The following is a 13,913-nucleotide window of genomic DNA, read 5'->3' as shown; positions in this document are numbered from 1 at the left end:
GCGCACCCCGTAGCTCGTAGCTCGCGCGTACGCCGTAGCCCCCCGACAGTCCCTCCCCGGCGGGCTCCTCGTCACTCCTTCGGGGCGGGGTGTTCCGGCAGGATGAGGCGCAGCGAGGCGCCGGTGAGCGTGGGGTGCGCGGACGCGAAGACCGCCGCGTCCGTCTCGACGGACGGTGTGGCGAAGGCGCGCAGGAACCGCCGGACCCGGTACAGGCCGTTGCCGCGCCCCTCCCCCCGGGACGTCCAGTCGGGCAGGAAGATCCGCCGGCCCTGATGGGCCTCGGCAGGCAGGCCCGGTCCGTTGTCCTGCACCTCGACCAGGACCTCGGGGCTCTCCGACGTCGCCGAGACCTGGATCAGGCCGCCGCCCTCGGCGGCCAGGGCCTCGGCGGCGTTGTCCAGCACCTCGTACAGCACGGCACGCAGGACCGGTTCGGGCACGCCCACCCACGTCCCCGGCGGGCAGCGCAGATCCAGGCGCACCTGCGGGTACTGCTCCTCGCACTGCGCCCCGATCAGACGCAGGACCTGGGCCACCTCCGCGCAGGGCCGGGGCGATGCGGTGGCCAGGTCGTCGGGGGTCTGGGCAAGCAGCTCGGCCGCCGCTTCCGCGGCGATGGACGCCCGTGCGTCGCTCCCGGCGCCCAGGGCCTCGGCCTCCGCATAGCGGGCGTGGGCGGGCACCGTCGCGAAGCGGTTGCGGTGCCAGGCCGTCCACCCGGCGGGAACGGTGTCGTCGCCGGGGGCGGTGACCGGGTGGGCGGGCAGCTCTCCCCGCGCGTGTTCGAGCCGCTCCAGCAGGACCGTCAGCTGTTCCTCGGCGCTCGCGCGCAGGGCCCGGACGACCCCGCTCAGAGGCACGATCACCGAGTCGGTGCCGTTACCGCTGTCCGTGCCGTCAGCGCCATGAACACCGCTCGTGCTCTCCGCGTCCCGTCTGAGCAATCCGCCGGCCACCAGCGTGTCGACGCCCCCCAGCACCTCGGCCCCGGCCCGCTCCCAGGTCGAGCAGATCTCGGCCTGGACACCGATGTCCTCCAGGTCGGCCCGTCCGCTGCCCGCGTCGCAGACCGCCAGCGCCGCCCACCAGGCCGCCTCGGCCGCGGGATCGCCGCAGCGCGTCACGATGTCCTCGCGCAGGGCGTGCACCAGCGCCTCGTCCCGCTGCCAGCCCCCCGTGGCCGCATCCCACAGCCCGGTGGGGGACGCGGTCTCCGCCCGGTGTTCGGCGTACCCCAGCATCACCCGCAGTAGAGCCGGATCCATCCCCGTGCAGTTCTCCATGGCCTGTACGGCGGTGAGGCCGCCGCCCAGTGAGAGGTGGGTGATCCAGCGCAGGGTGCGCCAGGCGGCGTCCGGTTCGGTGCCGAGGATGCCCGCCAGGGCGGGGGCGCTCGCTCCGGTGAGGGCCGTGACGGGCCACTGCCGGGCGATGATGCCGAGCACGGCGGCCGCCCGGTCGTGGGGGAGCACGACGAGACGGAGCAGGTCGCACAGCGACAGTACGGCGGTGGCGCGGCGGTCGGTGTAGGCGGGGGCTTCCAGGCCGGGGCCGACGGCGAGGTGCGGGGCCTGTCCTTCGGCCTGGTCGGGAACGACGGTGGTGCCGGGGCCGCCGACGTACAGGTCGATCCGCCCGGTCGGGTGCAGGCGGGACAGGCCCTCGGTGCCGAACAACCCGTCGAAGAAGGCGAGATGGAAGGGGCTCTCCCTGACCTCCTGGGCCATCGTCCCGCCGCCGGGCGCGCCGAGGAAGCGGCTCAGGGCGTCGGCGAAGGCTTCGGCGGCCCCGGGGGAGGGGTCCCGGGCCAGCCGGTCGTACGTGGCGAGCAGGGTGGTGCCCTGGCTGTCGGCGGCCGCCCAGGAGACGAACTCCGGGGGACGGGGTTTCGTGGGCTCCAGGTGGTAGGCGAGGAACGTCTCCGGAGACCACTCCTCGTTCCACGGAGGCAGCGGGGTGACACCCTCGGGGATGGGCACGCCGAGCGGCTCACGGTTCAGCAGAGAGCCCGCGACCACGAGTTCACCGGCGGCGAGCAGGGCTTTCACCCGCTGCACGATGTGGCGTCCGTTCCGTGCGGCGGGGTCGGCGGTCTGCCGGACCAGCTGCTCCTCCAGCTTCTCGACGATCGGGGCCGCCCGTTCGTCCAGCTCCTCCGCCACCGTGTCCAGCGCGGCGTCGGCATCGTCGGCCCGGGACCGGGCCAGCGCGTCCAGGGTGTCGGCATCGGGCGGGTCGAAGGCCAGTCCGGCGGCGGCCGCGCGCCGTTCCAGGGCGGTGACCCGCTGCCGTACCCCTTCGCAGGCGGCCACCCTGGCTGCCTCCAGCTTCCGGCCCAGGGACTGCTTCTCGTGGCCGTCCAGGTCCGGGCAGTCCCTGAGCGCGTACTCGGCGACGTCGAACTCGCCTCTCTCCAGGAGCTCTTCGCACACCGCCCGGGGCGGTCTGCCGCCGACGTGCGCCAGCACGGCACGGGCGATCACGGCGCTGTCGTACGCCTCGCCGTCCCGGGCGGGCGGCCGTACGAGCGCGACCAGGACGTCCGGGAACCGGAACCGGTCCGGCCACGATTCCAGCAGCCCGCGCTCGACGCCTCCCACCGGCCCGCTCCCGCTCGGCGGACTCCCGCGATCCACCTGGCTCATGCGTCCTCCACCCCGGCCCTCGGCAGCGCCGACAGCTTCTCCAGCAGTGTCCTGGCCGCGAGGCGGGCCGGTCCGCCCAGATCATCCGTCGCGGCGAGCAGCTGGTGCCAGTCGCCGTCCAGGTAGCGGGCGAACTCCCGCTGGTACGTGTTGAGTCCGGGCGACGGGGCGGGGCGGGCGGTGTCGTCCGTGCCGGTCAGGGGCGCTATCGCCCGGGCCTCGGAGAGGAAGTCGGCGACCCGGCGGGCGTACACCATGTGGTGGCGCCACTCGATCTTGCGCAGCCCCAGCTCCCCCGCCAGCTGGTCCATCAGGGCACGGACCTCGCGCTCACTGCGCGGCAGCCCGGCGAGGGCCCGGGGGCCGGGGTCGGCTCCCGGGAGGGTCATCTCTCGGACCCGGGCGAGCAGCCGGCCCGGCTGGAAGAGGGCGCGGTGCAGCTTCTCCCCGTTCTGGAAGGTGAAGTGGTGGCTGACCTGTTCGAAGTCGTCCAGACCGGTGGCCAGCCCGGCCCGCCGGTCGCGGAGCTCGGCCGAGTGTTCCCGGTGCGCCGCCCACACGTTGATGTCGTCCAGGGGCAGCGGGGCCGGTACGGCGCCGAAGCAGGCGAGAGCCGCGCCCGCCAGCCGTAGCCAGGGCTCGGGCAGCCCCTCACCGAGCCCTCCCGGTTCGGTGAGCACCTCGCATGTCTCCTTGCCGGTGCTCCCGCCGTACAGCAGCATCTCGGCGACGGCTCCGACCAGCGCGACCGTGCGGTGCTCCGGCGGGGCCTCGCCCAGTTCGACCGCGCTCTCGTAGAGGCGGTAGCCGAGGGGGCCGTGTTCCAGCGGTACGGCGACGGCGGCCAGCTCCGCGGAGAGCGTCCCGTCGCCACTGCCGAGCAGCGGGGCCAGGGCGTACGCCTCCATGAAGGCGCCCCGTTCCCAGGCGTCGCGCAGCAGCCAGCGTCCCCACTCCTGCCGCTCGGCGCCGCCGTCCGTGGTGCCCAGCAGCAGGGCGGCGGACTCCCGGCGGAGCACGTCCTCGGGCTCCTCCGCGTCCCGGCGGCCGGCCAGCACGGTCCAGGGGTCGTCGCGGACGGGCGTGGCGGCGAGGGCGGGCAGCGGCGGGAGGTACGCGGGCAGCCGGGCGGCGCTGCCGTACCAGTCGGGGATACCCAGCTCCCGGGCGAAGTCGGCGGTGAACCCGGTGCCGACGATGTGCAGAGCCAGCTGGAACGGGGCGGGCCCGCGGGCCGGGTTCACCGCCCTGCTGCCCAGCAGTCGGTGGCTGCCCACCACCACCTCGTGATCGCTGAGCACCGCCCGGGCGCGGGCCTTGTCCCTGCGCAGGGTCTTCTCGGCGTTCAGCCGGGCCAGGAGGGCGGTGTAGGCCGGGTCGGCGCGACGGCTGCCGGTGAGCGGCGGATGCTGGAGGTGGACCACCGCCTCCCGGTCGCGGAGTTCGGTGAGCTGCCGGGCGATCCGGTCCCCGCAGGCTTCGGGCTCGGCCCGGTCGTCGGTGACGGCGAGCCGGTCGGCGGTGGCGGGAATCAGGCGCTTTACCAGGCCGATGTACATGCCGTCCCAGACGGTCCGCACCACGGGGTCGCCCCGGTGGATGTCCTCGACGGCGGTCACGAGGCTCCGCAGCAGCCTGCCCCACCCCGCCGTCCAGCGGGTACGGGCGGCGATGTCGTCGTCGTGCCAGCTCTGCTCGTCCAGTTCCGGCACGGTGAAGGCCCGTCGCCACTGGTCCGGGCGGCTCTCCTCGGCAGCGCGTTCGCGGCGCCCGAAGTCGGCCGGGTCCAGAGCGATGTGCCGGCCGGTCTCCCGGTGCGGGAAGGTACGGCGGGCCCAGCTCAGCAGGTCCGTCACGCACTGGGGCGGTGTGTCACTGCCGTCGGCGGGTTCGACGAGGACCCCTGAGCCGGTGTCCTGCGACAGGACGCTGCGCGAGCCGACGTAGGCGGCCCGGTTGTCGCTGATGATCGCGGAAGCGGCGCTGCGACTGCTGCGGCGCTCCAGCAGAACGTTGTGGCGGTAGCGGGCCTGGAGGTCGAAGAGGGCTGTGGCGACCCGGGGTTCCAGCTTCGCGTTCTCGTGGTCGCCCCAGAGGATGACCAGCCTGACGCCCCGTTTGACGGCGAGCTCCAGGGTGGGCAGCACCGGATGCAGGGCGTCGTAGACAATGTGCGGCAGCGCCAGGACGACCTGGTGCTCGGCCCGCTCGATCAGGTCGCTCACCACCCAGTCCACGCCTCCCTTGGCGGCCACGGGACTGGCCGAGCAGCGGGCGCGGCGGGCCTCCGCGATCTCCTCCACCACCTGGCCGACCCGGGTGCGCAGCGCGTCGTGGCGGGAGGGCACCTCGTCGTCGGGGACGGTGGCCAGCCCCTCGGCCAGCGTCTCCAGTTCCAGGATGAGGGCGCGCAGGCTGTCGGGGCGGAGGTCCTCGGGGTTCTGCTGGGCGACCAGGGCCCGGACGAACCTGCTCTGCGGCCGGTTGTGGACGAGGTCCGTGATCCGGGACTGGAAGAGCTCAAGGCCCCGCCGGCCCCAGCCGGCCGGGACCTCGACGGGGGTCGCGGTGATCATGCCGGTGGCGGGGTCGTGCTTCACCACGGCTTCCACCGTGCGCCAGCGCACCATCTGGAGGGGGCTGAGCACGGGGTTGGCGAAGGAGACGTTCAGGACCCGCTCGCGGACCCCGTGCTTCCGGCGGTCGTTCTCGACGGCCTGCCGTACGGCCCTCAGGAGCTCCGTCTGCGGCAGGTCGTCCTCCGAGATGCCTCGTGCGGGCGGCATTTCGAGGGAACCGTGGGGAGGGTGCTTGGAGCCCTTCTCGGTCAGGACGGTCGCGGTCACCGGGTCGAAGAGGAACGTGCTCGACTTCACCCTGGTGGACACCGCCCGGCTGCTGCCCTGACCGCCGAGGACCGCTTCCGCGGCCTGGGTGCTCTCCAGTGTGTTGGAGGCGAAGTCGACGGCGAGGAACCCTCTGCTCCACAGGCCGTGCACGACGTCCAGCATCAGCCGGTGCGGCAGGGAGAACAGCTCGCCCAGGTCATGGACCGTGCTGCGTTTGCCGGCCACGGCCCTGAGCACGAGCTCCTCCAGGGTCGATGCCCCGGACTCCTTGCCGAGTTCGACCCGGAGGGTGATCACCCGGCAGGGGATGGAGATCATCGTCGTCTCGGTCACCGGACGCCTCCCGCCGTACCGGCCACCGTCCCGGCCGGTCGGCTGATGATCTCTCCGCTCGCCGCGTCGACGACCGTTCCCGCTTTCCGGAAGACCCGGATGATCTTCTGCCACTGGGCTCCGCCGTGCCGTTCGTAGTGGGAAAGATCCCCCACGACCACGAGCAGCTCCTCGGCCCGGGAAAGCATCACGTTCATCACCTCGGGCTGGGCGGTGTGTCCGACGTTCCGCCGGGAGTCCTCGCCGTGGTCGCCACTGCGGACCATGGAGATGATCACCGTGCGCGCCTGGCCGCCCTGGAAGGAGTGGACGGTCCGCACCCGGCCTTCGAGGAAGTCGCTGTCCAGCTCCTCCACCTGGCGGCGGTAGGGGGTCAGGACCGTCAGCTCCGTGGGGTCGCTCCGGTCCTGGAGGCCCAGCTCGCGCACCAGGTTCCGGACCAGGTCGGCCTCTCCGGGGTTCCACCAGAATCCCCGGTCGCCACAGCCTTCGGAGCCGGAGGTGTCGAGCCACACCAGAGGGGCTTCTTTCAGATACGGGGGTTTCTTGAAGCGGTGGAACTTGGCCAGCTGCGGGCCGGGTTGGAGGAAGGTGGCCAGGTGGAGGTCTTCGGGCAGATCCGTGTGGCCGGGTTCCGCGGAGCCCTCGGGTGCCGCGGCGGGGTAGAAGGTGGTGGCGAACGGCAGGGCGATGTCGGGGTGCATACGGAACTGGGTGTCGAGTACGTCGACGGGGTTCGCGCCGTTCGCCGCGTCCCCGGGGGTCCGGCCCTCGAAGAAGCGGCGGAACATGTGGACGAACTTCAGATAGGAGTTACGGTTCTCGTGGTGGAACTCGATCCGCTCGCCCTTGTGGTGGTTGAGGCCGTTCAGGAACGTGTCGATGTCGTCGGCCCGGTGCGGACCGAGTTGCAGGTAGTCGCCGATCAGGGTCCAGCGCACCCCCAGGACGAGAGGCATGACGATCTCGGTGGGCCACGCCTTGGCGGCCTCCTCGATGATCACCCAGTCGAACAGGTCGGTGGGGTCGCGGACGTCGTCGGTGAGGGTGCCCGAGATCGAGCACGTGGCGAGCACGATGTCGGCGCCTGACCTGATGCGCTCGGTCAGCTCCGTCATGTTGGGCCGGGCGACATCGGCCCATTCCTTCATGAGCTTCCGCTCGTCGTCGTCGCGGGCGGCCGCGCAACCGTCGGCGACGCGCTGCTCGATGTGCGCGACCAGGTCCTGGGCGAGGTGTTCGGCGGTGAGCCGCCGCAGGCCGGGCGGCAGTTCGGCAGGGTCTTTGGACGGGGACAGCTCCCTGAGCACCAGGACCGAGCGCTTCTCGATCTTCTCCGTCAGCTCCTTGACGATCTTGTCCCCCAGCTCGTCCAGGGCGCTGTTCGACTGCGCGCTCACCAGCACCCGGGCACCCCGTTCCGTGGCGAGGAAATCCCGGAGCGCCCGGGAGGCCACGGTGCTCTTGCCGGTGCCGGGCGGCCCCTGGAGCGCGTAGAAGGGGTGGAGCCGCAGCATGTCGGAGATGATCTTCGGTGCTCTGCCGTGCAGCTCCTTCTCTCCGGCCACGGCGGTCACCGGCCTGCCCCGGAGCGCGATGGACGAGGGCCGGTGCAGAACGCGCGCCAGGCCCGTTTTGCCGCTGAGCGAGTCGAGGCCACGGGTCTCGCGGTGCAGCTGGATCTCGGTGCCGAGGTCGCTGTGCGGTCGCAGCCAGCCGCGTACGGGAAGGTCGCCCAGGCTGGACGTCCTGCGCACCACGATGGAGTCCGCGTCCAGGCGGTGGTTCTCGACCCGGACCGTCTGGGTGGTGCCCTGCTTGAAGAAGGGGTCGGCGGATCCGGCCTTGCTCCTGCTCTGGGTGAGGTGGTCCGCCACCAGGGAGAGCTTCACCCACTTGTTCTCGAAGAGGAGCTGCTGGACGAAGTCGCCGAGCGGGGGCCTGCGCCGGTAGCGGGGGTCGGCGTACGCCGTCAGCAGCGGATCGCCGTGCAGCCAGGGGAGGTCGCGTTCCTTGTCGTGGACCAGGACCAGCGCGCCGCCCTCTCCTTCCTGGAGGACATAGGGGTACTGCCGGGCCCTGAGGGCGGTGCCCTGGTACTCCAGCATGAAGGCGAACGCGTGCGCCATCTCCTGGAGATCGTTGTCCCGGTCCCCCTGAGGGGCCTTGACCGCATCGGTCAGATCGGTCCAGAGCGGCCGGCCCTCGCGTTCCTTGGCCAGCGACTGGCCGATCCGGAAGGGTACGAGGTCGAACCGGCCGATCCGCCGCCTGGGCCACACCGTCAGAAGGTCGGCGGCATACCGCTTGTCCACGAGGTACTTGATGACCAGCGTGTCGAGGTACGGGTCCGACCGGCGGGCCATCATGTCCTCGTCGAAGAGATGGGCGCAGAACCAGACGGCCTGGTCGCCGATGAGCACCCACTGCGCTTCGGCGAGCGACTGGGGGTCGCCCTTGACGAATCCCTTCGCCCCGCCGGGCCGGTGGATCAGTTCGGCCTCGCGGAGCTCCTCGGCCAGGAAGTTCTGCAGTTCCTGACGGCCCTCCGGGGTGTCGGGCCGGTGGTCGGTCCAGCCCCGGTTCTTATGAATGGTCACCACGGACTGGTCCGGCATGAACGCCACCAGCCGGGGCTTCCGGGCGCCGGTCTCGGGCGCCAGCATGGTGGAGATGGCCGACCAGTGGCGCTGCAGGGCCGCGCTCGCCTCGAAGGAGGAGCTGCGGCTCACCGGCATCCGGTCGAGCATGTCGAGCAGAGCCGTCCGCAGGGGCTGGGGCACCCGGGTGCTGACGCGGAGCTCACGGCGCATCGCTTCGTGCAGGCGGGCCAGCTGCTCCGGCAGCCGGCCGGTCTCGGCGCTCTCCACCGCCGCGCATTCGTCGGGCAGCAGCTCGGTCAGGGAGCCCACGAACAGCTCCCACCCCAGCACGCCCAGCCCGAACACGTCGGTGCTGCCGTGGACCAGGCGGCGGGAGTGGCCGTCGCTCACGACCGCGTGACAGGTCTCCGGCGCCAGGTACGCGAGGTGCTGCGCGCGGCTGATCCCCCGGGGCGGGGTGAGGAACAGGGCACGCGTGGCCTCGCTGTGCTTCTTCCTGGTCTCGGGGCCGCCGACCGAGTGCAGGAGGTTGTTCAGCAGAGCGCTCAGCTCGAAGCGGGTGAGGGAGAGCGTCGCCTGGGCCGGTCTGTCCGCCACCTGGGTGACGCGGATGGCGCCCAGGGTCAGGTTGCGGTGCACGATCCGGGTGCTGTGCATACGGCTGAGGGCATCCACCAGCAGGCCGAACTGCTCGAACGCCGCGACGGGGTAGGCGGTCGCCCACTCCCGTACGGTGGACCACCCCTGCTCGAACAAGAGGGTGCCGGCCACGCGGGTCATGATGAACGCCAGCCGCTTCGTCCGGTCGAACTTGCCGTCCTCGATCTCCGGCAGCGCGGGGTGGCCCAGCATCCGCAGCCGAAGCAGGTTGCGCACCTCGTGCTCCCACAGCTCCCCGACCACCTCGTCGATGCCGGAGAAGAGGGTGACCTCCCGGTCGTCGACGAGATCCTTGTGCCGCAGCCGGAAGCGGACCAGCCGGCCCGCGATGAGGTGCTCGACCTCGCTGATCAGTTCGTACGCGGTGCCGTTGGGCGCGTGCAGCGCCCCGTCGGTCGTGAACAGGTCCTCCAACAGGTCGCTGATGTCCTGGGCCCCCGGTTGGTCAGCCACCGGCTTCCTCCGTCCTCTTGCCGCCCGTGCCCGGCACAGCGGTTCCGATGGCTCCGACGGCGAGGACGAGCACGCCGTCCTTCGTGGCGACTGCCAGCCGTCCGCCGGACAGGGCCGTCAACAGGCGGCACCGCGAGCCCAGCCGGATCCGGTGCACCAGCTGCCAGGCCCCGGACGGACCGTGCCGCCACAGCCCGACGACACCCTCGCGCCCGGCGCTCGCCCACAGCCCCTGGTGCTCGTCGCCCAGAAGCCGCCTCCACCCCTTGACCCGGCGGGTATGGAACCCGCGGACGGCCGGGGGAACGCGACCGTCCGTGGCCTCCTCCTCGGTGGCGTCCGCCATGAGCGGGTGGTCGGGCGGCACTCCGGCGGCCGACTCCTCGCCGTCCGAAGCCCGTAGCACCTTTACGGGGGCCCCGTCCGCCTCGTCCATGAAGACCAGGACCTCCGTGCCGTCGGCCAGGAGATGGCGCCGCATGCCGTCGAACGTGTCCCAGCCCCGCTCACGTACCGCCTCCTCGCCCGCGTCGGCCGCAGGGGCCCAGAAGCACACGCGCGGGTCGCGTACGGCCGCCGTCACGATGACGTGGCCGCCGCTCGGCCCCCGGAGGACGGTGAGGGCGTCGGCCCCGGCGGGTCCTCCCACGTACACCGGGCGGCCGGGACCGGCACCCGGAGCCAGCAGCCGCAGGCCACCGCCGTCCCCGAGCACAGCGGCCTCGCCGCCACCGGACACCGGCAACGCGGCGAGCACCGGGTCGGCATCCTCGGGTGTGCCTGGTGTGCCTGGTGTGCCTGGTGTGGTCGGCGGTACCTCGCCGTCCGTCAGGATCAGGACGGCCCCGCCATCGGGGCAGTCCATACGCCAGAACGCCACCCCGCCGTCTTTCGCGGCGGTGACCAGCCGCACCGTTCCCTTTCCATCCGTGAGCGCGGTGAGCGCGGTGAGCACCTGCCGGGTGGGCAGGGTGGCCAGCTCCGAGGGGGTCTCACCGGTGACGTCCCACAGGGCCAGCTCACCCGACCGGTGGGCCGCCGCGAGCCACTGCCGCCCGTCGGGCCCGGCGACCGGTGCCAGCCCGACCACCTCACCGGAGACGAGGGTGCGCGCCGGCTGTGGCTGCCGCCTGCCCGGGCCGACGAGCGCGAGGTGGCCGGCGTCCCCGGCGACGGCGAACCGCCCGGTCCCGTCCGGCAGGGCCGTGATCACCCGGATGACCTGGGCGGTGGAGACGGTCTGCGGCTCCGGACGGGCGCTGCCGGTGTCCCACAGCTGCACCGTGCAGTCGTCGTGGGCGACGGCGAGCAGGCCGGGCCCGCCGTCCCCTGTCCCGCCATCTCCTCCCCCGGCATTCCCTCCTCTGCCATCCCCGGGCGCGGCATCCCCGGCCTGCTCGTGGTCGCCCTGGGCGGCCAGCGCGCTCACCGGGCTGGTGCGGCCGCGCAGCACGAGGGCGGGCCGGTGGGCGCGCCACGGCTCCCACACCAGCACCGTTCCGTCGAGCGATCCCGTCACCAGCCACGAGGCCGAGGGAAGCGCGGTCACCGCGGACACCGTGCCGTCGGCGCCGCCGAGTTGCAGGTGCAGCGGCACCGGCCGCAGCCGCCCCCAGCACACCTCCCAGGCGGCGTCGGGCCCGGCCGGGTGCCACCGCCCGGTGGCGCGCACTCCGCCGAGCTGACGCAGCCCCGGCCGGTCGGCGGGCAGGGACTCCTCGATGAGATGCGCGGAGACGACCGTACCGAGCACGGGGATCGGCAGGTCGGCGGAGGTGGTCCCGCCGCCCGGCCGGTCGGTCGCCAGAGCCATGGAGGCCAGCGCGGTGGGAGGGAGCCGGTCCAGGACGGCGGGGCGCAGGGCCAGTTCCCGCCAGCCCTCGGTGGAGCAGTCGGCCGCGTACTGGGCGAGCCGGGAGGCGAGGTGGGGGCTGAGCGGCTGCCCGGCGTCGGCCTGGCCCGCCGCGAGGTCCAGCAGCGCGGTGAGCATGCCCAGCCGCTGCTCGTCCGTACTGTCGGCCTGGAGCTGCTCGGTGTAGGTGCGGTGGGCCAGCCGGTACACGCTGCGGCGGTCCTCCCCGTCCAGCAGGACGTAGGCCGCCGCCCGGCTCAGGAACAGCGACAGCTCCCGGTCGCCCATGGACACGCCGGGACCGGCGATGCCCGCCGCCGCATGGGCCCAGATGCCCTCCGCGCGAGGCAGTCCACGGCCCTGCCCGAAGGCGAGGGCCCGCAGGAACGCACCGGCCGTCGGTACGGCGTCGGTGAGGCGGGTGACGGCGGAGCGGAAGAGCCCCGTCCCGTCGCGGCGGAGCAGATGCTCCAGTGCGGTACGGGCCGTGGCGCCGGGTTCCAGCACTTGGGGGCGCTGCTCCAGCTCCTGGATCATCAGGGTGACCTGGAGGAACTGCCAGGATCCGTCGCGTACGTGCTCGTGGACGGCTTTCCGTACCGTACGGACGACGGTTTCCCGCCACACGGGGTCCTGCGCCGGCTGCTTGCGCAGGATGCGCCGTACATGGCCGGCCGCGTGGTCGGCGGCGCCTTCCGGGTCGGGGGCGAGCGGGTGGATCCGGGCGCGGCCGGTGGTGGAGCCCAGCACCGTCGACAGCTCGCCCTCGTCACCGGGTGCTCCGGCACCGTACGCGGAGGTGCGTGTGCCGATGAGCAGCCGGACACCGGGGATGTCCGTCAGGTCCCGGAGGAGAGAGGCGGCCTCGATCGGGTCACGGGCCTCGTCGAGGGCGTCGGCGACCACGAGGGTGCGGTCCGGTGCGGCAGCGGCGGAGAGCGCGGTGAGCCGGCTGCGCACCCGGTCGAGGAGATCGTCGGCCCGAGAGCCCACGGTGTCCTCGCCGGGGGGAATGGTGGGGCGGCCGTCCGCGTCGGCGGGGTGGTCGCCCGGGCGCTCGGCGGGGCGGCTGTGCTCGTCGGCCGGGGGTTCGGCGGGGTTGTCGCCCGCGTCGCCCGAGGGAACGGGGAGGCGGTCGTGCTCGTCGCCCGGGGGCTCGGTGAGGCGGTCGTGCTCGTCGGCCGGTGGCCCGGGGGTGGCCGTTTCCGGCGGGGCCGTGCCGAGTGCGTCGGCGAGTTGCCGTACGACGTCGTCCGCGGTGCTGCCGGTGAGGCGCAGCACCGCGGCGACCCGGATGCCCCCGGGGGCGTCGCCCTCCGCCTCCCGTAACCGGCGCAGGAACTCGCCGAGCAGCGCAGACTTCCCGGTGCCGGGCGGGCCCGTCACGGCGAGGAGGGGCGGTGCGTCGGGGTCGGTGCACCAGGTGGAGATCGCGGCCAGGTCGGCGGCCCGTCCGGTGAACTCCGGTGCCTGCTCCAGGAATCCGCCGCCCGTACCGCTCGGCGGCGATGGCCGGGGTGCCGTCGGGCTGCCGTCGAACTCCCGCTGGAGCCTCAGCTGTTCGGCGACGGTGGTGGCACCGGGCAGCGGTACGCGGTCGCGCAGCCGGAGCTTCAGGTCGAGGGAGGCCTGCCTGCCCAGCAGCTCGGCGTGGTGGCCGCCGTCCTGGAAGTGGTCCTGGAGATCGCGCAGGGTGAAGACCTCGTCCCGGAAGGTCTTCTGCTGGATCCACTCCTCCAGGGCGCCGCGGAACGTCCCCAGATACCCCTGGGCGTTCGGCTTCCCCGTGGCCACGAGCAGGAGGGAACAGGCGCTGGGATTGCTGGAACCCGTGAACCTCCTCTGTACGTCCTCGGCGAAGTTGGCCGAGTTGCAGGCTTCGATGACGACGATCGCCCAGTGGCCCTCCTCCGTGTCGCGCTTCTGCTGCTCGGTGAAGATGTAGTGGGCGAGCAGGTCGGGGGTCATCCGCGCGTTCCCCGTACGCTCCCCGGCTCCGGGGACGAGGAGGGTGGGGCCCATGGCGCCCTGGACACCGTGGCCGAACCAAAGCAGGGCCGAAGGGCGGCCCGCGCGGACGCCCCGCTCCCCGGCCCAGCGGGCCAGCTCCTCATCCACCTCGCCGAGCGACCGCAGGGCCCGCCGGCCACCGCTGTCCGCCCCGCCGGGCTCCTCCGGTACGGGGAGGGCGGGCACGGGGTGCCCGCCGAACCGCTGGAGCACGGCGGCGGCCAGCTCGGCCTCGGCCGCCGTGTCCACGTCGTCGAAACCGATGACGGGCCCCATGGGGAGGGCATACACGTCGAACACCCCGGCGACCTCCGACGCGTCATAGAGGACGTCGACCACGGGTGGATCGACCTCGGCCAGGGGTGGGGCGACGTCGGCCACGGGCGGGGCGGCGTCGCCTCCGTAGGCGTGGTCGTCCGCACCCCCTCCGCCCCCGTCGTACGGGCCCGGGGCCGAGGCCGGGGTCCGGGGCTGGGGCACCTCCGGAACCAGTTCGGTGGTCATG

At 73.1% G+C, this 13,913-nt stretch carries 4 protein-coding genes; all 4 read right to left on the bottom strand.

Translation table 11 applies throughout. From position 1 onward, the window contains the following. Positions 1-71: 71 nt before the first annotated feature. From ACFW9Z_RS16015 to ACFW9Z_RS16000, 4 genes are read right to left on the bottom strand one after another with little or no spacing between them, the layout of a single operon-like run. Positions 72-2,648 carry an ATP-binding protein gene (locus ACFW9Z_RS16015; protein ID WP_384640319.1) on the bottom strand — a complete coding sequence of 859 codons (2,577 nt, stop codon included), beginning with the start codon at positions 2,646-2,648 and terminating at the stop codon, positions 72-74. Continuing rightward, complete coding sequence (locus tag ACFW9Z_RS16010) at positions 2,645-5,830, bottom strand: hypothetical protein (protein WP_384640316.1); 3,186 nt, start codon at positions 5,828-5,830, stop codon at positions 2,645-2,647. Before ACFW9Z_RS16010 ends, ACFW9Z_RS16015 begins: the two co-directional genes overlap by 4 nt. After that, a complete protein-coding gene (locus ACFW9Z_RS16005; RefSeq protein ID WP_384640312.1) occupies positions 5,827-9,546 on the bottom strand; it encodes an AAA domain-containing protein in 3,720 nt (1,239 codons plus the stop codon). The genes ACFW9Z_RS16010 and ACFW9Z_RS16005 overlap by 4 nt, the downstream gene beginning before the upstream one ends. Continuing rightward, positions 9,539-13,912 carry an AAA family ATPase gene (locus tag ACFW9Z_RS16000; protein ID WP_384640309.1) on the bottom strand — a complete coding sequence of 1,458 codons (4,374 nt, stop codon included), beginning with the start codon at positions 13,910-13,912 and terminating at the stop codon, positions 9,539-9,541. The genes ACFW9Z_RS16005 and ACFW9Z_RS16000 overlap by 8 nt, the downstream gene beginning before the upstream one ends. Position 13,913 lies beyond the last annotated feature (1 nt).

This window comes from Streptomyces sp. NPDC059452, from assembly GCF_042750035.1.
Lineage (GTDB): Bacteria > Actinomycetota > Actinomycetes > Streptomycetales > Streptomycetaceae > Streptomyces.
The sequence above is the reverse complement of the archived record's forward strand: the minus strand, read 5'-3'. Positions and strand labels throughout refer to the sequence as shown.

What these genes read in the sequence shown, in the direction of transcription:
- ACFW9Z_RS16000 (WP_384640309.1), bottom strand. Translation starts at nt 13,912, where the DNA reads ATGACCACCGAACTGGTTCCGGAGGTGCCCCAGCCCCGGACCCCGGCC.
- ACFW9Z_RS16015 (WP_384640319.1), bottom strand. Translation starts at nt 2,648, where the DNA reads ATGAGCCAGGTGGATCGCGGGAGTCCGCCGAGCGGGAGCGGGCCGGTG.